Origin of the sequence: Agromyces tardus (genome assembly GCF_003710805.1) — a bacterium.
GTDB lineage: Bacteria > Actinomycetota > Actinomycetes > Actinomycetales > Microbacteriaceae > Agromyces > Agromyces tardus.
In genome coordinates, this window is sequence record NZ_RHHB01000026.1 from 13978 (window position 1) to 32522 (window position 18545).

General features: G+C 69.6%; 27 protein-coding genes. 1 reads left to right on the top strand and 26 read right to left on the bottom strand.

The genetic code is table 11. The features are described 5' to 3' along the window. Positions 1–26: 26 nt before the first annotated feature. From rpsM to EDM22_RS12585, 9 genes are all read right to left on the bottom strand, one after another. Positions 27–407: a 30S ribosomal protein S13 gene (gene rpsM, locus EDM22_RS12545; RefSeq protein ID WP_056734978.1), complete on the bottom strand. Its 381-nt coding sequence runs from the start codon at positions 405–407 to the stop codon at positions 27–29. 234 nt (positions 408–641) lie between these two features. Next, positions 642–758: a 50S ribosomal protein L36 gene (rpmJ, locus tag EDM22_RS12550; RefSeq protein ID WP_005050492.1), complete on the bottom strand. Its 117-nt coding sequence runs from the start codon at positions 756–758 to the stop codon at positions 642–644. 69 nt (positions 759–827) lie between these two features. Further along, positions 828–1049 (bottom strand): translation initiation factor IF-1, encoded by a 222-nt coding sequence (gene infA, locus EDM22_RS12555; protein ID WP_011186713.1) that lies wholly within the window; start codon positions 1047–1049, stop codon positions 828–830. A 197-nt stretch (positions 1050–1246) separates the two neighbouring features. Continuing rightward, the gene (locus tag EDM22_RS12560) at positions 1247–2392 is read right to left on the bottom strand and encodes a mannitol-1-phosphate 5-dehydrogenase (protein WP_122937433.1); all 1146 of its coding nucleotides are present in this window, start codon (positions 2390–2392) and stop codon (positions 1247–1249) included. Continuing rightward, the gene (locus EDM22_RS12565; RefSeq protein WP_122937434.1) at positions 2389–2829 is read right to left on the bottom strand and encodes a PTS mannitol transporter subunit IIA; all 441 of its coding nucleotides are present in this window, start codon (positions 2827–2829) and stop codon (positions 2389–2391) included. The genes EDM22_RS12560 and EDM22_RS12565 overlap by 4 nt, the downstream gene beginning before the upstream one ends. 113 nt (positions 2830–2942) lie before the next feature. After that, positions 2943–4442, bottom strand: a complete 1500-nt coding sequence (locus EDM22_RS12570; protein WP_122937435.1) for a PTS mannitol transporter subunit IIBC — start codon at positions 4440–4442, stop codon at positions 2943–2945. 19 nt (positions 4443–4461) lie between these two features. After that, positions 4462–6141: a phosphoenolpyruvate--protein phosphotransferase gene (gene ptsP / locus EDM22_RS12575; RefSeq protein WP_122937436.1), complete on the bottom strand. Its 1680-nt coding sequence runs from the start codon at positions 6139–6141 to the stop codon at positions 4462–4464. Between the two features lie 45 nt (positions 6142–6186). Continuing rightward, complete coding sequence (locus tag EDM22_RS12580) at positions 6187–6453, bottom strand: HPr family phosphocarrier protein (protein ID WP_122937437.1); 267 nt, start codon at positions 6451–6453, stop codon at positions 6187–6189. 91 nt (positions 6454–6544) lie between these two features. Further along, positions 6545–6853 (bottom strand): PTS sugar transporter subunit IIB, encoded by a 309-nt coding sequence (locus EDM22_RS12585; protein ID WP_122937438.1) that lies wholly within the window; start codon positions 6851–6853, stop codon positions 6545–6547. A 223-nt stretch (positions 6854–7076) separates the two neighbouring features. Between EDM22_RS12585 and EDM22_RS12590 the strand changes: the two genes are divergently transcribed. Then, a complete protein-coding gene (locus EDM22_RS12590; RefSeq protein WP_122937439.1) occupies positions 7077–9098 on the top strand; it encodes a BglG family transcription antiterminator in 2022 nt (673 codons plus the stop codon). Between the two features lie 9 nt (positions 9099–9107). Here the strand turns inward: EDM22_RS12590 and map are convergent, their stop codons facing one another. From map to rplV, 17 genes are all read right to left on the bottom strand, one after another. Further along, positions 9108–9941, bottom strand: coding sequence for a type I methionyl aminopeptidase (gene map / locus EDM22_RS12595; protein ID WP_281274085.1), 834 nt, complete (start codon positions 9939–9941; stop codon positions 9108–9110). An 8-nt stretch (positions 9942–9949) separates the two neighbouring features. Continuing rightward, entirely contained in the window at positions 9950–10570 is a 621-nt protein-coding gene (locus tag EDM22_RS12600) for an adenylate kinase (RefSeq protein ID WP_122937440.1), read from the bottom strand. Beyond that, positions 10567–11889 carry a preprotein translocase subunit SecY gene (gene secY, locus EDM22_RS12605; protein ID WP_122937441.1) on the bottom strand — a complete coding sequence of 441 codons (1323 nt, stop codon included), beginning with the start codon at positions 11887–11889 and terminating at the stop codon, positions 10567–10569. Before secY ends, EDM22_RS12600 begins: the two co-directional genes overlap by 4 nt. A gap of 115 nt (positions 11890–12004) precedes the next feature. Next, entirely contained in the window at positions 12005–12697 is a 693-nt protein-coding gene (rplO, locus tag EDM22_RS19860; RefSeq protein ID WP_122937442.1) for a 50S ribosomal protein L15, read from the bottom strand. Beyond that, entirely contained in the window at positions 12697–12882 is a 186-nt protein-coding gene (gene rpmD, locus EDM22_RS12615) for a 50S ribosomal protein L30 (RefSeq protein WP_122937443.1), read from the bottom strand. Before rpmD ends, rplO begins: the two co-directional genes overlap by 1 nt. Further along, positions 12882–13589: a 30S ribosomal protein S5 gene (gene rpsE / locus EDM22_RS12620; RefSeq protein ID WP_122937444.1), complete on the bottom strand. Its 708-nt coding sequence runs from the start codon at positions 13587–13589 to the stop codon at positions 12882–12884. Before rpsE ends, rpmD begins: the two co-directional genes overlap by 1 nt. After that, positions 13586–13945 carry a 50S ribosomal protein L18 gene (rplR, locus tag EDM22_RS12625; protein ID WP_122937445.1) on the bottom strand — a complete coding sequence of 120 codons (360 nt, stop codon included), beginning with the start codon at positions 13943–13945 and terminating at the stop codon, positions 13586–13588. Before rplR ends, rpsE begins: the two co-directional genes overlap by 4 nt. A 2-nt stretch (positions 13946–13947) precedes the next feature. After that, the gene (rplF, locus tag EDM22_RS12630) at positions 13948–14484 is read right to left on the bottom strand and encodes a 50S ribosomal protein L6 (protein ID WP_122937446.1); all 537 of its coding nucleotides are present in this window, start codon (positions 14482–14484) and stop codon (positions 13948–13950) included. Between the two features lie 4 nt (positions 14485–14488). Then, the gene (gene rpsH / locus EDM22_RS12635) at positions 14489–14887 is read right to left on the bottom strand and encodes a 30S ribosomal protein S8 (RefSeq protein ID WP_122937447.1); all 399 of its coding nucleotides are present in this window, start codon (positions 14885–14887) and stop codon (positions 14489–14491) included. 128 nt (positions 14888–15015) lie between these two features. After that, the gene (gene rplE, locus EDM22_RS12640; protein WP_122937448.1) at positions 15016–15603 is read right to left on the bottom strand and encodes a 50S ribosomal protein L5; all 588 of its coding nucleotides are present in this window, start codon (positions 15601–15603) and stop codon (positions 15016–15018) included. Continuing rightward, positions 15603–15962 (bottom strand): 50S ribosomal protein L24, encoded by a 360-nt coding sequence (rplX, locus tag EDM22_RS12645; RefSeq protein ID WP_122937449.1) that lies wholly within the window; start codon positions 15960–15962, stop codon positions 15603–15605. The genes rplE and rplX overlap by 1 nt, the downstream gene beginning before the upstream one ends. Before the next feature lie 3 nt (positions 15963–15965). Further along, positions 15966–16334 (bottom strand): 50S ribosomal protein L14, encoded by a 369-nt coding sequence (rplN, locus tag EDM22_RS12650; protein ID WP_122937450.1) that lies wholly within the window; start codon positions 16332–16334, stop codon positions 15966–15968. Between the two features lie 32 nt (positions 16335–16366). Beyond that, positions 16367–16669: a 30S ribosomal protein S17 gene (gene rpsQ / locus EDM22_RS12655; RefSeq protein WP_122937451.1), complete on the bottom strand. Its 303-nt coding sequence runs from the start codon at positions 16667–16669 to the stop codon at positions 16367–16369. Positions 16670–16671: 2 nt separating this feature from the next. Next, positions 16672–16998 carry a 50S ribosomal protein L29 gene (gene rpmC / locus EDM22_RS20180; RefSeq protein WP_122937452.1) on the bottom strand — a complete coding sequence of 109 codons (327 nt, stop codon included), beginning with the start codon at positions 16996–16998 and terminating at the stop codon, positions 16672–16674. Next, on the bottom strand, positions 16998–17417 hold the full coding sequence (rplP, locus tag EDM22_RS12665) for a 50S ribosomal protein L16 (RefSeq protein ID WP_122937453.1): 420 nt from the start codon (positions 17415–17417) through the stop codon (positions 16998–17000). Before rplP ends, rpmC begins: the two co-directional genes overlap by 1 nt. Before the next feature lie 2 nt (positions 17418–17419). Continuing rightward, on the bottom strand, positions 17420–18172 hold the full coding sequence (gene rpsC, locus EDM22_RS12670) for a 30S ribosomal protein S3 (protein WP_122937454.1): 753 nt from the start codon (positions 18170–18172) through the stop codon (positions 17420–17422). Continuing rightward, positions 18172–18537, bottom strand: a complete 366-nt coding sequence (gene rplV / locus EDM22_RS12675) for a 50S ribosomal protein L22 (protein WP_122937455.1) — start codon at positions 18535–18537, stop codon at positions 18172–18174. The genes rpsC and rplV overlap by 1 nt, the downstream gene beginning before the upstream one ends. Between the last annotated feature and the right edge of the window lie 8 nt (positions 18538–18545).

Genomic DNA, 18545 nt, shown 5'->3' on the forward strand with positions numbered 1-18545 from the left:
TCTCCTAGATCTTCGGCGCTGAGCGGTTACTTGCGGCCGGGCTTCTTCTTGCCGGCGACGGTGCGCTTCGGGCCCTTGCGGGTACGAGCGTTGGTCTTGGTGCGCTGGCCGCGGACCGGGAGACCGCGACGGTGGCGCAGGCCCTCGTAGGATCCGATCTCGACCTTGCGGCGGATGTCGGCTGCGACCTCGCGGCGGAGGTCACCCTCGACCTTGAAATTGCCTTCGATGTAGTCGCGGAGCGCGACGAGCTGCTCGTCGCTGAGGTCCTTCACGCGGATGTCTCCGCTGATGCCGGTCTCCGCGAGCGTCTGCAGCGCACGAGTGCGCCCGACGCCGTAGATGTAGGTCAGTGCGATCTCCACGCGCTTCTCGCGCGGGATGTCGACTCCTGCCAGACGTGCCATGGTGGCTTCTCCTGTGGATGAGTGGAGGTGTGGAGCAACGCCGGTGCCCGGGCCTCCGACCCGAGGTGTCCGCATCGCTGATCGAGTAGCCGCGGAGCGGCGTATCGAGATCGATGCTTCTGGCGTTGCCGATTGCGGTGTTCAGTTGTGTTGCGACTCGGGTCTCGATACGGCGGCCCGCACGGGGCCGCCGACTCGACCCTGATCGGCGCGACGCTCACGCGTCGCGCGCGATCAGCCCTGACGCTGCTTGTGGCGCGGGTTGCTCTTGCAGATCACCATCACGCGGCCGTGACGGCGGATGACCTTGCAGTGGTCGCAGATGGGCTTGACGCTGGGGTTGACCTTCACAGGTGTGTTCCTTTACTCGCTGTCCTCGTGCCCGCGGAGTGCCGCGGGCCGTTACTTTCCGAACAGCCCTTACTTGTAGCGGTAGACGATGCGGCCGCGCGTCAGGTCGTAGGGGCTCAGCTCCACGATCACGCGGTCCTCGGGGAGGATGCGGATGTAGTGCTGGCGCATCTTGCCTGAGATGTGCGCGAGGACCTTGTGCCCGTTGGTCAGTTCCACGCGGAACATCGCGTTCGGGAGTGCCTCGATGACCGAGCCTTCGATCTCGATGACGCCGTCTTTCTTGGCCATAGCCTCACTATCGCTTGTGGTGTGGGTGTTCGGTCGTGCGATGATGTTGCACGAGGCGCCGGAACCGTGGTGGCTCAGGCGTCGGGCATGCCGAAGCAGGCGTGCAAACACCAAGGGTCAACTATAGGCGATCGCGAAGCGATTCGCCAGTCGGGTGTGTTCGCCGGGGCGCGGGGCGCCCGGGCGATGTCTCAGCGTCAGCGCACGTGACGCGCCACGACCTCCACGAGGCGGTCGTGCAGCGGATGTCCCGCCTCCACCCCGGTCACGTCGTGCACGAAGGTCGCGGCATCCGCCTCGCCCAGGAGCCGCTGCAGCTCGACGCTCTCGGGATCGGCCGGCACGTCGAAGCCGAGCGCCGCCTCGACCGCGGCGAGGAGCCCGTCGACCACGAGGCCGCGCTCGGCGAGTTCGGCAGCGGGTGCGATGAATCGCTCGCGACGGCTCAGCTTGCGCAGGGGCTGGCGGCCGACCCGCTCGACGGTGTCGGGCAGGCCGGGATTGCGGAAGCGCGCGAGGATCGTCGCGCGGTACTCGGCCTGCTCGGCCTCGGAGAAGCCGTGCTTGGCCACGATGAGCGCGGAGGTCTCGCGGAGCACGCGCTCCACTTCCTCGGCGACCGCCGGGTCGGCCAGCGCGTCGCTGATGCGCTCGTGCCCCGCGAGGAAGCCGAGGTACGCGGTCGCGGCGTGACCCGTGTTGACCGTGAAGAGCTTGCGCTCGATGTACGGCGCGAGGCGCTCCACGAAGTGCGCGCCGGGGATCTCGAGCGGGTGGTCGCCGAAGGGCGGCCGCTCGATCGCCCACTCGAAGAAGGTCTCGACCGTGACGTCGAGCCCCGCCCCCTCGGGCTGCCCGGGCACGATGCGGTCGACGGCGGTGTTCGCGAACACGGCGCGGCGCTCGAGCGCGAGCCACTCGTCGGGACCGGCGAGCGCGGCGACCTCGTCGCGCAGCAGGCTCGTCGCGTCGATCGCGTTCTCGCACGCCATCACGGCGAGGGGCGCGGCATCGGCCGGGCGGTCCCGCAGCGCCTGCAGCACGTGGGGCGCGATGAACCGCAGGATCGTGGGCCCGACGGCGGTCGTCACGACGTCGGCGGTCGTCAGCTCGGCAGCGAGCGCCGCGGCATCCGCCTGGCTGTTGAGCGCCCGGTAGCGGTCGACGACGCGGTCGCGCGCACCCTCGCCCACCTCGTGCACGGCGTAGTGGTCGGATGCCGCGAGCGCGTCGATGAGCTCGGCGTTCACGTCGGCGAACACGACCTCGTAGCCCGCGTCGTGCAGCAGCAGGCCCACGAAGCCACGGCCGATGTTGCCGGCGCCGAAGTGCACGGCCTTCATGCGTCGTTGACCTCGGACAGCAGCGCGACGAGCTCGTCGGAGGAGCCGGCGTCGAGCAGCTTCTGCACCTCGTCCTCGTCGGAGAAGATGATGGCGATCTTCGAGAGGATCTCGAGGTGCTCGTCGCCGATGCCGGCGATGCCCACGACGAAGCGCGCCTCGTCGCCGCCCCAGTCGATCGGCGCGTCGTAGCGCACGAACGAGAGCGCCGAACGCAGGATCGAGTCCTTCGCCTCGTTCGTGCCGTGCGGGATGGCGAGCCAGTTGCCCATGTAGGTGGAGACCGACGACTCGCGCGCGAGCATGGAGTCGATGTACTCGGGGCGCACGGCCCCGGCGTCGACGAGGATCTGGCCCGCCGCGCGGATGGCCTCCTCGCGGCTCGCCGCAGCCCGCTCGAGGCGCACGTCGCGGGGCGACAGGATCTGGTCGGTCATGGGATCTCCTTCTTCCTCATCGAGACGGGTTGCCGTGCGGGCGGGCCGATGCCGCGGTGGCCCCCTGGGACGGGAGGCCACCGCGGCGGTCGGTCAGCCGGGCGGTGCGACGATCAGCGCACGCCCTCGCTCTGGAGCAGGTTCACGATCTCGTCGTACTTCGGCGAATTCATGAAGTTCTCCACCGACACGTGCAGCGCGTTCGGCGACTGCCCGCGCGCCCGGTCGGTGAGGTCCTGGTGCGTGATCACGAGGTCGACGTCGTCGGTGAGGTTCGCGATCGCGCGGTTGGTCACCGTGACGCTGTCGATGCCGGCCTTCTTGATCTTGTTGCGGAGGACCGTGGCACCCATCGCGCTCGATCCCATTCCCGCGTCGCAGGCGAAGATGATCGTGTGGATCGGCTTCCGCTGGAACGCGGCCTCCTCGCCCTCCGTGATGAGGTCGCCGCCGGCGGCGACGCCCTCGGCCGCGAGGCCCTGCAGCACGCTGCTCGACTTGCCCTTGTTGGCCTCGGTCTGCGCGATCGCGGCCGCCAGGTCGCCGGCGCCCTCCTTCGCGAGGTCGCGCTTGCGACTCGCACGGAGCATGATCGACGCGATCACGAACGTCACCGTCGCCGAGAGGATGACCGAGAGGATCACGCCGACGTAGCTGTCGGGCGCGGTCTGGGCGAGCACCGCGATGATGCTGCCCGGAGCCGCCGGTGCTCGGAGTCCGCTGTTGAACAGCACGTTGGTCGCGACGCCCGTCATGCCGCCCGCGATCGCGGCGAGGATCAGGATCGGCTTCATGAGCACGTACGGGAAGTAGATCTCGTGGATGCCGCCGAAGAACTGGATGATGATCGCGCCGGGAGCGCTCGCACGGGCCAGGCCGACGCCGAAGAACGTGAACGCGAGCAGGATGCCGAGGCCGGGGCCGGGGTTCGCCTCGATCAGGAACAGGATCGACTTGCCCGTCTCGCTGGCCTGCTGGGTTCCGATCGGGGTGAACACGCCGTGGTTGATCGCGTTGTTCAGGAACAGCACCTTGCCGGGCTCGACCAGGATGCTGAGCAGCGGCAGCAGCGACAGCTTCACGAGCCAGTCGACGGCCGCCTCGAGGCCGTTGCTCAGCGCCTCGACGACCGGCCCGAAGGCCAGGTAGCCCACGATGGCGAGGGCGAACCCGAGGATGCCGGCGGAGAAGTTGTTGACCAGCATCTCGAAGCCGGCCTTGATCTTCCCCTCCCAGATCCGGTCGACCTGCTTCATGAGCCACGCGGCGAGCGGGCCCATGATCATGGCGCCGAGGAACATCGGGATGTCGGTGCCGACGATCACGCCGACCGTGGCGATGGAGGCCACGACGCCGCCGCGGGTGTCGTAGACCAGCCGGCCGCCCTGGTTGGCGATGAGCAGGGGCAGCAGGTAGATGATCATCGGGCCGACGAGCTCCGCGAGGGACTCGTTCGGCGTGAATCCGGCCGGGATGAAGAACATCGTGACGATGCCCCAGGCGATGAACGCCGCGATGTTCGGCAGGATCATGTTGGACAGGAACGACCCGAACCTCTGGACTGCGACGCGTGCTCCCCCCGGCCGCTTCGTGTCTGCAGACGACGTTGTCATGTCAGTGCCTCTCTCGTGGTCACGGTGCGGTCGCCCGCGCCGTGGTGATCTCGGATGCGGCGTCCTTCGCCGCGAGTTTCGCCTCGGCCGCTCCCTCAGCGGCCAAGGCGGCCCGGGCGATCGCCTTCGCGTCGTCCGGGGTGTACCGCGCGAGGGAGGCGCGGACATCTGCGAGTGCCGACGGTGACATCGACAGGCTCGTGGCGCCGAGGCCCACGAGCACGACGGCGAGCAGCGGGTCGGCGGCGGCCTCGCCGCAGATGCCGACGGGCTTGCCGCGTTCGGCTCCGGCGGCGCCGACCTCGCCGACGAGGCGCAGCACGGCGGGATGCCAGGGGTCCTGCAGGTTCGCGACGGTGCCGAGGAGCCGGTCGGCCGCCATCGTGTACTGCGTGAGGTCGTTGGTGCCGATCGACGCGAACGCGGCGACGTCGAGGATGCGGTCGGCGATCAGCGCGGCCGACGGGGTCTCGACCATGACGCCGGCGTAGCGGATCCCGAGCTCGGCGCAGAGCGTCGTGAAGTAGCGGGTCTCGTCGACGGTCGCGATCATCGGCGCCATGACCCAGAGGTCGGCGTCGGTCGCGGCATCCGCAGCGGCGAGCGCCGTGAGCTGCTCGCGCAGGATGACCTCCGAGTGGCGCAGCGCGCGGATGCCGCGGAGCCCGAGCGCGGGGTTCTCCTCTTCGTTGGCGTTGAGGAACGCGAGGGGCTTGTCGGCTCCGGCGTCGAGCACGCGGACGACGACCTTGCTGCCGGGGAACGCCGAGAGGAGCCGCGTGTACTGCTCCTGCTGCTCGCGCACGCTCGGCGCGGTGTTCGCGTCGAGGAAGAGGAACTCGGTGCGGAACAGGCCCACGCCCTCGGCGCCGAGCTTGACGGCCTCCGCGGCGCCGTCTGCGGAGCCGAGGTTGGCCAGAAGCGGCACGGGCGTGCCGTCGGCGAGCGCGCCGGGAGTGACGGGGGCGGCCTCGCGGGCGGCCCGTTCGGCGATGCGCTCGGTCGCGTCGGCGACCTGCTCGGGGGTGGGATCGGTCACGACGAGGTCGTTGGCCGCATCGACGATGACCATGTCGCCGTCGGCGAGGCTCGCGGCATCCGCTGCGCCGACGACCGCGACGATCGACTTCTCGCGGGCGAGGATGGCGGTGTGCGAGGTGGGGCCGCCGTCGGACGTGACGAGCCCGAGCACCTGGGTCAGGTCGAGCATCGCCGTGTCGGCGGGCGCGAGGTCGCGGGCCACGAGCACGAACGGGTGGCCGGGGTTCGGCACGCCCGGCGCCGGGAGCTTGAGCAGGTGCGCGACGACCCGCTGCGACACGTCGTCGAGGTCGGCCGCGCGCTCGCCCATGTAGCCGCCCATGCCCAGGAGCATGTCGCGGAAGGCGGCGAACGCCTCGAACACGGCGCGCTCGGCGGTCTTGCCGTCGGCGAGCCGCTTCACGACGTCGTCGATGAGCGTGGGGTCCTCGGCCATCATGGCCTGCGCCTCGAGCACGTCCTGCGCCGCTCCGCCGGCCTGCCGGCCGCGGCGGTTCAGCTCCTCGGCGACGACCGACAGCGATGCCTTCGCCCGCTCGGCCTCACGCTCGGGGTCGAGGTGGCTCGCCCGGTCGACCGGCTCGGGCAGCCGATCGGCCATCCGCACCACCGAGCCGACCGCCACACCCAGGCCGATGCCCGTGCCCTTGATCTCCATCACGCGCCCTCTCCGTTCGGTTGACTGGGCGACGGATGCGTCGAGCTATTCGTCGTGGTCGGTGCTGAGCAGCTCCACCAGCTCGTCGAGCACGCGCTGCTCGTCGCCGCCGTCGACGACGAGGGTGACCTCATCGCCGAAGTCGATGCCCTGCGAGATGACCCCGAGGATGCTCGCCGCATTGACGGGAGTGCCACCGGCCTTGCTGATGGTGACAGACGACCCCGATGCCGCGGCGGCTTGGGTGAAGAGTTTCGCGGGCCGTGCGTGCAGGCCGTGGGTCGATCCGATTCGAACTGTGCGTTCCACCATGATTCCGGTCTCCGTCGTTGGCTTCCGTTCCCGCCTTCACCATAGCCCTCGAAGCGCGCGGTGGGAACGGCGGCGCGCGCCCGGCGGTCGTTCACGACCGACCCCCGACGGTGTCGAGGGCGAGATCGAGCGCGTCGTCGCCATCTGCCGCCGTGGCTCCCGCGGGGAGCACGGCGACGGGCACGGATGCCGCGGCCGCGAGTTCGCGCAGTGCGTCGACGCGGTCGCCGAGGTGCGCGCCGACGAGCAGCACGTCCGCACCGTCGAGCGCCTCGGCGAGTCCCGCCTCGGCGGCGGCACGCGCGTCGACCCGGAGGCCCCTCGCGTCGGCGGCACGGCGCACGCGCAGCGCGACGAAGGTGCTCGACGCACCCGCACCGCACACCACGATGATCCGCATGCCTGCCTCCTCGCCGGCCTCGCCCGGTCTCCGTCGATCGGTTGCGGCGGATGCCGCGAACACCTCGATGGTGCCTCTCGAGCGACCGGTCCCGCCACCAGGTTTCCTTCCTGCCCCCCGGAAGGTTCCGTCGATGTGGTGCCACGGGGCGGTGGGCGGTGGTTGACTGTCAGCGTCCGCCCGACGAGGCCGCGGGGCGGCATCCGACCATCACGGGAGCGACGTGCCAGACAAGTGGGAGCGACTCGCGGAGGTCCTCGCGAGCGCCGACGGCTGGACGACCGCATCCTCCCTCGCCACCCGGCTCGACGTGACGCCCCGCACGATCCGCAGCTACGTCGCCCGCGCGAACGACGGCGGACGCGTGCTCATCGAGTCCGGGCCCGAGGGATACCGGCTCGACCGCGCCGCCTGGGCGGAACGCGTCGCGCAGGCATCCGCCGCGAGCGCCGAGGGCTCCCCCGCCGCGCGTCTCGCGCGCCTCATCCGCGACCTCGTCGACGCGCCCGACGGCCTCGACGTGCACGCGGCAGCCGACGGAATGCACGTGAGCGAGTCGACGATCGAGGCCGACCTCGGCCGCGTGCGCACTCGGCTGGACGGCATCGGGCTGCGGCTGCGGCGCGAGGGCGCGACGGTGCGGCTGGAGGGGCCCGAGAGCGCCATGCGGCGGCTCATCAGCGCCCTCGTGCGCGAGGAGGGCGACCGGGGCGTGCTCGGCTTCGACGAGCTGCGACGTTCCTTCCCCGCGATGGACGGCTTCCGCGGCGAGCTCGTCGCCGCCCTCGACGCGGCCGGCTACGCGCCCAACGAGTACACGCTCGACGACGTGCTGCTGCACCTCGCGATCGCCCTCGACCGGATCGGGCGCGACCGGCACCTCGATGACCCCACCGACCCGACGGGCGCCACTGCTGCGACCGCGACGGGCGCGGCGGCGACGGATGCCGCGGTCGTGACGGATGCCGCGGACGCGACGGATGCCGCGGTCGCGATGGGGGGCCCCGACGCACCGGGTGCCGACGCGCAGGGCTCCGAGCCGCTCGCCGGACTCGTGGGCGACCTCGTGGTCTCCCACTTCGGGGTGTCGCTCGACCCGGCCGAGCTCGACCACATCTCGCGCCTCGTGGCGACGCGGGCCGCGACCCGCCGGATCGACGCGGTGTCCGTGGAGGGCGGGGCGGGCGGCGTCTCGGCGCGCGTCGTCGTGCTGCAGGAGATCGTGCGCCGCATCTCGGCCGACTACCTCATCGACCTCGGCGACGACGAGTTCATCAACCGGCTCGCGCTGCACGTCGACAACCTCGCCGTGCGCGCCGCCGACCGCAGCTACTCGCGCAATCCGCTCACCGCGGCGATCAAGGCGGCCTACCCGCTCATCTACGACCTCGCCGTGTACCTCGCGAGCGAGCTGGGGCGACTCGAGGGCATCACCGTGAACGACGACGAGATCGCCTACCTCGCGATGCACCTCGGGGCGCACCTCGAGCGCACGCGGTCCCGCGGCGAGACCGTGCGCGTCGGCGTCGCCGCTCCGGCGTATCACGACGCGCGCTCGGTGCTGCTGGAGCGCCTCCGGTCGGCGACGGGCGACGACGTGGAGCTCGTCGCGCTCGACGCCGCAGCATCCGCCTCGCCCGGCGACGCCGACATCGAGCTGCTCGTGGCCGTCATCCCGCCCACGCGGCCGCACGCGCACACCGTGGTGGTCGCGCCGTTCCCGACCGAGGGCGACCTCGATCGGGTGCGCAACGAGCTCACCCGCATCCGCGTGGCCCGGCGCCGCGCTCGCCTCGCAGCGACCCTCTCCCGCACGACCGGCCCCGAACTCTTCGTGCGCGGCATGCGCGGCCGCACCCGCGACGACGTCATCCGCCTGCTCGGCGACCGCATGATCGACGCGGGCCTCATCGACGAGAGCTACGTCGACGGCGCCCTCGAGCGCGAGCGCATGTCGTCGACCGCCTTCACCGAGCTCCTCGCGGTGCCGCACGCGATGACGATGACCGCGACGCGCAGCGCCATCGCGTTCGCCATCGACGACGTGCCCATCGACTGGGGCGGATCCCGCGTGCACGTGGTGGCGCTCATCGCCTTCGCCGAGAGCGGCCGCGCCGAGTTCCAGGAGGTGTTCGACCAGTTCGTCGAGGCGTTCTCGGAGCCGGAGAACGTGCGGCGGCTCGTGCGCGGCGCCGTCGACTACGGCGGCCTGCTCACCGAGCTGGCCCACCTCATGGCCCCGTGAGGCGGCGCGTCAGGTGATCGGCACGGGCACGACGCCGAGCGGCGCGAGCCCCGCTGCGCCGCCGTCCGGCGCCGTCAGCACCCAGATGCCGCCGTCGTGCACCGCGACCGTGTGCTCGACGTGGGCGGAGTCGGCACCGTCGGACGTCGTGACCGTCCAGCCGTCGTCGCGCACGACGGTGTCGATGGCGCCGGCCACGATCATCGGCTCGATCGCCACGACGAGTCCGGGGCGGACCGCGGGGCCGCGCCCCCGCACGCGGTGGTTGTACACGCTCGGCTCCTCGTGCATCGACCTGCCGATGCCGTGGCCGCCGTAGCCCTCGATGATGCCGTAGTCGCCGGCCGCCTCCACCGCGTCCTCGATTGCGGCACCCACCTCGTGCAGGTGACGGGCGGATGCGAGCGCGGCGATCCCGTGCCACAGCGAACGCTCCGCGGCGGCGGCGAGCGCCTCCCGGGCGGCCACCACGTCGGGGCGCGCGGGGTCGGGCAGCACGACGGTGAAGGCGGCGTCGCCGTTCCAGCCGTCGACCTCGGCCCCGCCGTCGACCGAGACGATGTCGCCCGGCCGGAAGGGGCGGTCGCCCGGGATGCCGTGCACGATGTCGTCGTCGACCGAGATGCACAGCGTGTGACGGTATCCGGGGACGAGCTGGAAGTTCGAGCGGCCGCCGAGCGAGCGGATGACCTCGTCGGCCGCCGCGTCGACCTCGAGCGGCGTGGCACCCACGACGATGCGATCGCGCGCCTCGGCGAGGGCCGCCGCGGTCGCCGCGCCCGCCGGGATCATCGCGCGGAGCTCGTGCGGCGACTTGTAGATGGAGCGGGTGCGCCCGAACACGCGGGAGGTCAGGCGGCCGCGCCGTTGCCGCCGCGGTCGGCGGCGTCGAGACCGCGCTCCGCGAGCGCCGCGAAGATGCGCCCCGTGACCTCGTCGAGCGTGCCCACGCCGTCGATCTCCACCACGAGGCCGTGCTCGCGGTACACGTCGAGGATCGGCGCGGTCTCACGCTCGTAGATCGCGAGGCGGTTCGCGATGACCTCTTCGGTGTCGTCGGTGCGACCCTGCTCGACGGCGCGCTGCGTGATGCGGGCGATGCTCTCCTCGCGCGGCACGACGAGCTCGATGACGGCGTCGAGCGACTCGCCGCGGGATGCGAGGAAGGCGTCGAGGTCGTCGACCTGCCCCCGGTTGCGGGGATACCCGTCGAGGAGGAATCCGCCCGCGGCATCCGGCTGCTGGAGGCGGTCCCGGACGAGCTCGCTCGTGAGCTCGTCGGGCACCAGGTGGCCGGCCTCGATGATCTCCTGGACCTGCTTGCCGAGCTCGGTGCCGCCCTTGACGTTCTCGCGGAAGATGTCGCCGGTGGCGACCTGCGGGACGCCGAAGGCCTCGGCGACGAGCACGCCCTGCGTGCCCTTGCCGGAGCCCTGCGGGCCGACGATCAGGAACCGGGCGGAGTGCGTCATCGGAGGAGTCCTTCGTAGTGGCGCTGCTGCAGCTGGGCGTCGATCTGCTTCACCGTCTCGAGTCCGACGCCGACGATGATCAGGATCGACGCGCCGCCGAACGGGAAGTTCTGGTCGGCGCCGACGAGCGCGAACGCGATCAGCGGCGACAGGGCGATGATGCCGAGGTACATCGACCCGGGGAGGGTGATGCGGGTGAGCACGTAGTCGAGGTACTCGGCCGTCGGGCGTCCGGCACGGATGCCGGGGATGAAGCCGCCGTACTTCTTCATGTTCTCGGCGACCTCGTCGGGGTTGAACGTGATCGCGACGTAGAAGTACGTGAACCCGACGATGAGCAGGAAGTAGAGGAGCATGTAGAGCGGGTGGTCGCCCTTGGTGAGGTTGTTCGTGACCCACACCACCCAGGCCTGCGGCGTCTCGCCCGCGGCGGGCTGATTGAACTGCGCGATGAGCGCGGGCAGGTACAGGAGCGACGACGCGAAGATGACGGGCACGACGCCGGCCATGTTGACCTTGATCGGGATGTACGTGTTGTTGCCGCCGTACGTGCGCCGCCCGACCATGCGCTTGGCGTACTGCACCGGGATGCGCCGCTGCGACTGCTCGACGAACACGACCGCGACGACGACCGCGAGGCCGACGACGAGCACGATGGCGAAGATGTCCCAGCCGCGCGAGATCGCGATGGCGGTGAGCGAGCCCGGGAACTGCGCGGCGATCGACGTGAAGATCAGCAGCGACATGCCGTTGCCGATGCCGCGCTCGGTGATGAGCTCGCCCATCCACATGATGAGGCCGGTGCCGGCGGTCATGGTGATGACCATGAGGAGGATGGCGTACCAGGCGTCGTTCGTGATGAGCTGCGAGCACTCGGGGGCCGAGTTCGACGGGAACAGTGCGCCCGAGCGGGCCACCGTGATGAGCGTCGTGGACTGCAGCACGCCGAGCGCGATGGTGAGGTAGCGCGTGTACTGGGTGAGCTTGGCCTGGCCGGCCTGGCCCTCCTTGTAGAGGGTCTCGAAGTGGGGGATCACCACGCGCAGCAGCTGCACGATGATCGACGCGGTGATGTAGGGCATGATGCCCAACGCGAAGATCGAGAGCTGCAGCAGGGCGCCGCCCGAGAAGAGGTTGACGAGCTCGTAGAGACCCGATGCGCCCTGGTTGGCCGCGAGACACGCCTGCACGTTCGAGAAGTCCACGAACGGCGCCGGGATGAAGGATCCGAGCCGGAACAGGGCCACGATACCCAGCGTGAACCCGATCTTGCGGCGAAGATCCGGCGTGCGGAAGATCCGCCCGATGGCGTTGAACACTCGTCCTCCTGTTGCTCCGTCGTGGAGTCAGCTCAAATGCGGCTCGAGCCTGTCGAGACCCCCGTGAATCATACGCGAGGTCCCGACAGGCTCGAACTTGAAGTGGTGCAGCTGTCTACTTTACCGATCCGCCGGCGGCGACGATCTTCTGCTCCGCGGAGCCGGAGACCTTGTCGACCTCGACGTTGAGCTTCACCTGGATGTCGCCGTTGCCGAGCACCTTGACGCGCTCGTTCTTGCGGACGGCACCCTTGTCGACGAGGTCGGCGACGGTGACGTCGCCGCCCTTCGGGTAGAGCTCGGCGAGCTTGTCCAGGTTGACCACCTGGTACTCGACGCGGAACGGGTTCTTGAAGCCGCGCAGCTTCGGCGCACGCATGTGGTACGGAAGCTGTCCACCCTCGAAGCCGGGGCGGATGTTGTTGCGGGCCTTCGAACCCTTGGTGCCGCGACCGGCGGTCTTGCCCTTCGAACCCTCACCGCGTCCGACGCGGGTCTTGTCCTTCTTGGCACCGGGCGCCGGGCGCAGGTGGTGCACCTTCAGCACGGGCTCGCGCTTGGCGTCGACGGCGTCCTTCTCGGCAGCCTTCTTCGCCGGAGCCTTCTTCGCGGGGGCCTTCTCGGCCGGAGCCGCGTCGGCCTTGGCGGCAGCGGCCTTGGCCGGAGCCTTGGCAGCAGCGGCCTTGGCCGGAGCCTTGGCGGCGGCGGCCTTGGCCGGCGCCTTCTCGGCGGCGGGCTTCGCCGCAGCCTTCTTGGCGGGAGCCTTCTTGGGCTCCTCGGCGGCGGTGGCGTTCTTCTCGTCAGCCATTAGTCAATCTCCTCAACCTTCACGAGGTGGGCGACCGTCTTGATGTAGCCGCGGTTCTGCGGCGTGTCCTCACGGACGACGGAGGCGCCGATGCGCTTGAGCCCGAGGCTGCGGAGCGTGTCGCGCTGGTACTGCTTCTCGCTCACCTTGGACTTGATCTGGGTCACCTTGAGCTGCTTGGCCATCAGGCACCTGCCTTCGCTGCTGCGGCGGCCTCGGCCGCCTGGGCCTCGGCACGCAGCAGCCGGGCCGGAGCGACCTGGTCGTAGTCGAGACCACGACGGGCGGCGACTGCGCGGGGCTCCTCGAGCTGCTTCAGCGCCTCGACCGTGGCGTGCACGATGTTGATGGTGTTCGACGAGCCGAGCGACTTGCTCAGGACGTCGTGGATGCCGGCGCACTCGAGCACCGCACGCACCGGACCACCGGCGATGACACCGGTACCGGGCGACGCGGGACGAAGCAGGACGACACCGGCAGCGGCCTCACCCTGCACGGGGTGCGGGATGGTGACGCCGACGCGGGGGACGCGGAAGAAGTTCTTCTTCGCCTCCTCGACACCCTTCGAGATCGCGGTCGGGACTTCGCGCGCCTTGCCGTAGCCGACGCCCACGAGGCCGTTGCCGTCGCCCACGACGACGAGCGCCGTGAAGCTGAAGCGGCGACCGCCCTTGACGACCTTCGACACGCGGTTGATGGTCACCACGCGCTCGAGGAACTGGCTCTTCTCGGCGTCGCGGCCGCCGCGGTCGCGGCCCTGGCCGCGGTCGCGTCCGCCACCGCCGCCGCCGCGACGCGGCTCGCGCTCGTTGCGCTGCGGCTCGGAGGCTGCTGCCGTCTCGACGGGTGCCTCTGCGGTCACCTCGGTCTCCTTCACGGTGTTCTCACTCACAGGTTGAGCCCTGCCTCTCGCGCTCCATCGGCGATCGCTGCGACACGACCGGCGTACTTGTTGCCGCCGCGGTCGAAGACGACCGACTCGACGCCGGCCTGCTTGGCACGCTCGGCGACGAGCTCGCCGACCTTGCGGGCCTTGGCGGTCTTGTCACCGTCGAACGCACGGAGGTCTGCCTCCATGGTCGATGCGGATGCCACGGTGCGGCCCTTGCTGTCGTCGACGACCTGCACGAACACGTGGCGGGCCGAGCGGGTCACGACGAGGCGCGGACGCTGTTCGGTTCCGACGACCTTCTTGCGAAGTCGGGTGTGGCGGCGCGAACGCGCTGCCGTCTTGGTCTTCACGGCCATGATTACTTACCACTCTTTCCGGCCTTGCGACGCACGACCTCGCCGGCGTAGCGGATGCCCTTGCCCTTGTACGGCTCCGGCTTCTTGATCTTGCGGATGTTGGCGGCGGTCTCGCCGACGGCCTGCTTGTCGATGCCAGCGACCGTGATCTTGTTGTTGCCCTCGACGGTCAGCGTGATGCCGGCCGGCGGCTCGACGGTCACGGGGTGCGAGAAGCCGAGCGCGAACTCGATCGCCGAGCCCTTCTGGGCGACGCGGTATCCCGTGCCGACGATCTCGAGGCCCTTGGTGTAGCCCTGCGTGACGCCGAGGATCTGGTTGGCGATGAGGGTGCGCGTGAGGCCGTGGAGCGAACGCGAGGTGCGCTCGTCGTCGGGGCGGCTGACGAGGACCTGGTTGTCCTCGACCTTGACCTCGATGGGCGAGGCCACGGTGAGCGAGAGCTCGCCCTTCGGGCCCTTGACGGTGACGGCGGGGCCGTCGACCTTCACGTCGACACCGGCGGGGATGTCGATGGGGAGTCGTCCGATTCGTGACATGGAACTACCACACGTAGGCGAGGACTTCCCCACCCACGCCCTTCTTCTCGGCCTGGCGGTCGGTGAGCAGACCGCTGGAGGTGGACAGGATCGCGACGCCGAGGCCGCCGAGCACCTTGGGGAGCTCCGTCGACTTCGCGTACACGCGGAGGCCGGGCTTCGAGACGCGCTTGATGCCCGCGATCGAACGCTCGCGGTTGGGGCCGAACTTGAGCTGCAGCGTGAGGGTCTTGCCGACGCGCGCGTCGGTCACCTCGAAGCCGGCGATGTAGCCCTCGCTCTTGAGGATCTCGGCGATGTGCGCCTTGAGCTTCGAGTGGGGCATCGACACGGAGTCGTGGTGTGCGGAGTTCGCGTTCCGCAGTCGGGTCAGCATGTCAGCGACCGGGTCGGTCATCGTCATGACGTGGTTCCTAACGTTCACCAGGTTTCAGGACCCGTTACACGGGGACTGACCTGTGGTGTGGGCCCGGGCGGGTGCCCGGGACCGGATCGGATGCCGCGCACGCGTGCGCGCGGCATCCGGGGGTACTAGTTGGCGGCCTCGGCCGACCGGAACGGGAAGCCGAGCGCCTTGAGCAGCGCGCGACCCTCGTCGTCGTTCTTGGCAGTGGTCACCACGGTGATGTCCATGCCGCGGACGCGGTCGATCTTGTCCTGGTCGATCTCGTGGAACACGGACTGCTCCGTGAGACCGAAGGTGTAGTTGCCGTTGCCGTCGAACTGCGCGTCCGAGAGGCCGCGGAAGTCGCGGATGCGGGGAAGCGCGAGCGAGAGCAGGCGGTCGAGGAACTCCCACATGCGGTCGCCGCGCAGCGTCACGTGGGCGCCGATGGGCTGGCCCTCGCGGAGCTTGAACTGGGCGATCGACTTGCGGGCCTTGGTGACCTGCGGCTTCTGGCCGGTGATCTTCGTGAGGTCGGCGATGGCGCCGTCGATGACCTTGCCGTCGCGAGCAGCCTCGCCGACACCCATGTTCACGACGATCTTCACGAGGCCCGGCACCTGGTGCACGTTGGTGTAGCCGTGCGCCTCGGTGAGGCTCTTCGCGATCTCGCTGCGGTACTTGGTCTTCAGTCGCGGCTGGATTTTGCCAGCCTGCGTTGCCGTGTCGGTCATTACAGGTCCTTACCTGACTTCTTCGCGTAGCGGACGCGGACGGTCTTCGTGACCCCGTCCTTCGTCACGGTCTCGTTGCGGAAGCCGACGCGGGTCGGCTTCTTGGTCTCGGGGTCGACGAGCGCCACGTTCGACACGTGGATCGGCGCCTCGTGCGTCTCGATGCCACCGGTCTTCGTGCCGCGCTGGGTCTGGCCGACCCGGACGTGCTTGGTGACGTAGTTGACGCCCTCGACGACGACGCGGTTCTGCGCCACGAGCACCTCGAGGACCTTGCCCTGCTTGCCGCGGTCTCCGCCGCGGGCCTGGCTGCGCCCCGAGATGACCTGCACGAGGTCACCCTTCTTGATGTTCGCCATGATTCAGATGACCTCCGGTGCCAGCGAGATGATCTTCATGAACTTCTTGTCGCGAAGCTCGCGACCGACCGGTCCGAAGATGCGGGTGCCGCGGGGGTCACCGTCGTTCTTGAGGATGACCGCGGCGTTCTCGTCGAACTTGATGTACGAGCCGTCGGGACGACGGGTCTCCTTGACGGTGCGGACGATGACCGCCTTGACGACGTCGCCCTTCTTGACGTTGCCGCCGGGGATGGCGTCCTTGACGGTCGCCACGATGGTGTCACCGAGGCCGGCGTACCGGCGCTTCGAGCCACCGAGGACGCGGATCGTGAGCAGCTCCTTGGCGCCGGTGTTGTCGGCGACCTTGAGTCGTGATTCCTGCTGAAGCACTTCTAACTCCTTCTTTCAAGCAAGCGCGAGGCTTACTTGGCCTTCTCGACGATCTCGACGAGGCGCCAGCGCTTGGTGGCGCTGAGCGGGCGGGTCTCGCTGATCACGACGAGGTCGCCGATGCCGGCGGTGTTCTGCTCGTCGTGGGCCTTGATCTTCGAGGTGCGGCGGATGACCTTGCCGTAGAGGGGGTGCTTCACGCGGTCCTCGACCTCGACGACGATGGTCTTCTCCATCTTGTCGCTGACGACGTAGCCACGACGCACCTTGCGGTACCCGCGGACGAGCTCGGCCGACTCGGCGACCTCGGCCGCAGCCTTCTTGGTCTCAGCCATGTTCAGGCCTCCTTCGTCTCTGCCTCGGCAGCAGCATCCGTGGATGCCGCGGCCTTGGCCTTCTTGGTCTTCTTCTCGGCCTTGGCCGGAGCCTCGACCGGCGCGGGCGTGGCCCGGATGCCGAGCTCGCGCTCACGGATGACCGTGTAGATGCGGGCGATGTCGCGCTTGACGGCGCGGACGCGTCCGTGGCTCTCGAGCTGGCCGGTGGCGGCCTGGAAGCGCAGGTTGAACAGCTCCTCCTTGGCCTTCTTCAGCTCCTCGACGAGTCGCTCGTCTTCAAAGGTGTCGAGCTCGTTGGGAGCGAGCTCCTTCGTTCCGACGGCCATTATGCGTCGCCCTCCTCGCGCTTGATGATGCGTGCCTTGAGGGGCAGCTTGTGGATGGCACGGGTCATGGCCTCACGAGCGAGTTCCTCGGAGACGCCGGAGACCTCGAAGAGGACTCGACCCGGCTTGACGTTCGCGACCCACCACTCGGGCGAACCCTTGCCGGAACCCATGCGGGTCTCGGCGGGCTTCTTCGTGAGCGGACGGTCGGGGTAGATGTTGATCCACACCTTGCCGCCACGCTTGATGTGACGCGTCATCGCGATACGAGCGGACTCGATCTGACGGTTCGTCACGTACGCGGGGGTCAGGGCCTGGATGCCGAACTCACCGAAGGTGACCTTCGTGCCACCGGTGGCCTGGCCCGAACGGCCGGGGTGGTGCTGCTTGCGGTACTTGACTCGACGGGGAATCAACATGGTTATGCCTCAACTCCTGCTGCCACGGGCTCCTGCGCCTTGGGCGCACGGCGGGGGCGGTCACTGCGGTCGCCGCGCGAGGGCTTCTGGGTGGCCTGCTCGCGGGCGAGTTCCTTGTTGGTGATGTCGCCCTTGTAGATCCAGACCTTCACGCCGATGCGGCCGAAGGTGGTCTTCGCCTCGTAGAAGCCGTAGTCGATGTTCGCGCGGAGGGTGTGCAGGGGCACACGGCCTTCACGGTAGAACTCCGAGCGGCTCATCTCGGCGCCGCCGAGGCGGCCGGAGACCTGGATGCGGACGCCCTTGGCGCCGGCGCGCTGGGCGCCCTGCAGGCCCTTGCGCATCGCGCGGCGGAACGCCACGCGAGCGGAGAGCTGCTCGGCGATGCCCTGGGCGACGAGCTGGGCGTCGGCCTCGGGGTTCTTGACCTCGAGGATGTTGAGCTGGATCTGCTTGCCGGACAGCTTCTCGAGGTCGGCGCGGATGCGCTCGGCCTCGGCGCCGCGGCGGCCGATCACGATGCCGGGACGCGCCGTGTGGATGTCCACGCGGACGCGGTCGCGGGTGCGCTCGATCTCGATGCGCGAGACTCCCGCGCGGTCGAGCGACGTCTGCAGCAGGCGACGGATCTTGACGTCCTCTGCGAGGTAGTCGGCGTAGCGCTGGCCGGGCTTCGTCGAGTCGGAGAACCACCGCGACACATGGTCGGTGGTGATGCCGAGACGGAAGCCGTACGGGTTGACCTTCTGACCCATTACTTCGTACCCTCCTCGGGCGTGGCGAGCACGACGGTGATGTGGCTCGTTCGCTTGTTGATGCGGAAGGCACGGCCCTGCGCACGCGGCTGGAATCGCTTGAGGGTGGTGCCCTCATCGACGAATGCACGCGAGACGTAGAGGTCCTGCTCGTCCAGGTAGGTGTTCGTTGCGTCGGCCTTGACGCGAGCGTTCGCGATGGCCGAGGCGACGAGCTTGTACACCGGCTCGCTCGCACCCTGCGGCGCGAACTTCAGGATGGCCAGGGCCTCCTGAGCCTGCTTGCCGCGGATCAGGTTGACGACGCGGCGAGCCTTCATGGGGGTGACGCGGATGTGTCGCACGCGGGCGATCGACTCCACCATTTCTTCTC

Excerpts from the sequence above, each read along its gene's own strand:
- EDM22_RS12560 (WP_122937433.1), bottom strand. The coding sequence starts at position 2,392 with ATGAAGGCCGTGCACTTCGGCGCCGGCAACATCGGCCGTGGCTTCGTG.
- EDM22_RS12565 (WP_122937434.1), bottom strand. The coding sequence starts at position 2,829 with ATGACCGACCAGATCCTGTCGCCCCGCGACGTGCGCCTCGAGCGGGCT.
- rpmC (WP_122937452.1), bottom strand. The coding sequence starts at position 16,998 with ATGGCCGTCGGAACGAAGGAGCTCGCTCCCAACGAGCTCGACACCTTT.
- EDM22_RS12570 (WP_122937435.1), bottom strand. The coding sequence starts at position 4,442 with ATGACAACGTCGTCTGCAGACACGAAGCGGCCGGGGGGAGCACGCGTC.
- infA (WP_011186713.1), bottom strand. The coding sequence starts at position 1,049 with ATGGCCAAGAAAGACGGCGTCATCGAGATCGAAGGCTCGGTCATCGAG.
- rplE (WP_122937448.1), bottom strand. The coding sequence starts at position 15,603 with ATGACCGACACGGCAACGCAGGCTGGCAAAATCCAGCCGCGACTGAAG.
- EDM22_RS12580 (WP_122937437.1), bottom strand. The coding sequence starts at position 6,453 with ATGGTGGAACGCACAGTTCGAATCGGATCGACCCACGGCCTGCACGCA.
- rplO (WP_122937442.1), bottom strand. The coding sequence starts at position 12,697 with ATGGCTGACGAGAAGAACGCCACCGCCGCCGAGGAGCCCAAGAAGGCT.
- rplV (WP_122937455.1), bottom strand. The coding sequence starts at position 18,537 with ATGGTGGAGTCGATCGCCCGCGTGCGACACATCCGCGTCACCCCCATG.
- rpmD (WP_122937443.1), bottom strand. The coding sequence starts at position 12,882 with ATGGCCAAGCAGCTCAAGGTGACCCAGATCAAGTCCAAGGTGAGCGAG.
- rplR (WP_122937445.1), bottom strand. The coding sequence starts at position 13,945 with ATGGCCGTGAAGACCAAGACGGCAGCGCGTTCGCGCCGCCACACCCGA.
- EDM22_RS12600 (WP_122937440.1), bottom strand. The coding sequence starts at position 10,570 with ATGACGCACTCCGCCCGGTTCCTGATCGTCGGCCCGCAGGGCTCCGGC.
- rpsC (WP_122937454.1), bottom strand. The coding sequence starts at position 18,172 with ATGGGTCAGAAGGTCAACCCGTACGGCTTCCGTCTCGGCATCACCACC.
- rplX (WP_122937449.1), bottom strand. The coding sequence starts at position 15,962 with ATGGCGAACATCAAGAAGGGTGACCTCGTGCAGGTCATCTCGGGGCGC.
- EDM22_RS12585 (WP_122937438.1), bottom strand. The coding sequence starts at position 6,853 with ATGCGGATCATCGTGGTGTGCGGTGCGGGTGCGTCGAGCACCTTCGTC.
- rplP (WP_122937453.1), bottom strand. The coding sequence starts at position 17,417 with ATGTTGATTCCCCGTCGAGTCAAGTACCGCAAGCAGCACCACCCCGGC.
- rpsM (WP_056734978.1), bottom strand. The coding sequence starts at position 407 with ATGGCACGTCTGGCAGGAGTCGACATCCCGCGCGAGAAGCGCGTGGAG.
- ptsP (WP_122937436.1), bottom strand. The coding sequence starts at position 6,141 with ATGGAGATCAAGGGCACGGGCATCGGCCTGGGTGTGGCGGTCGGCTCG.
- rplF (WP_122937446.1), bottom strand. The coding sequence starts at position 14,484 with ATGTCACGAATCGGACGACTCCCCATCGACATCCCCGCCGGTGTCGAC.
- rpsQ (WP_122937451.1), bottom strand. The coding sequence starts at position 16,669 with ATGGCTGAGACCAAGAAGGCTGCGGCCGAGGTCGCCGAGTCGGCCGAG.
- rpsH (WP_122937447.1), bottom strand. The coding sequence starts at position 14,887 with ATGACGATGACCGACCCGGTCGCTGACATGCTGACCCGACTGCGGAAC.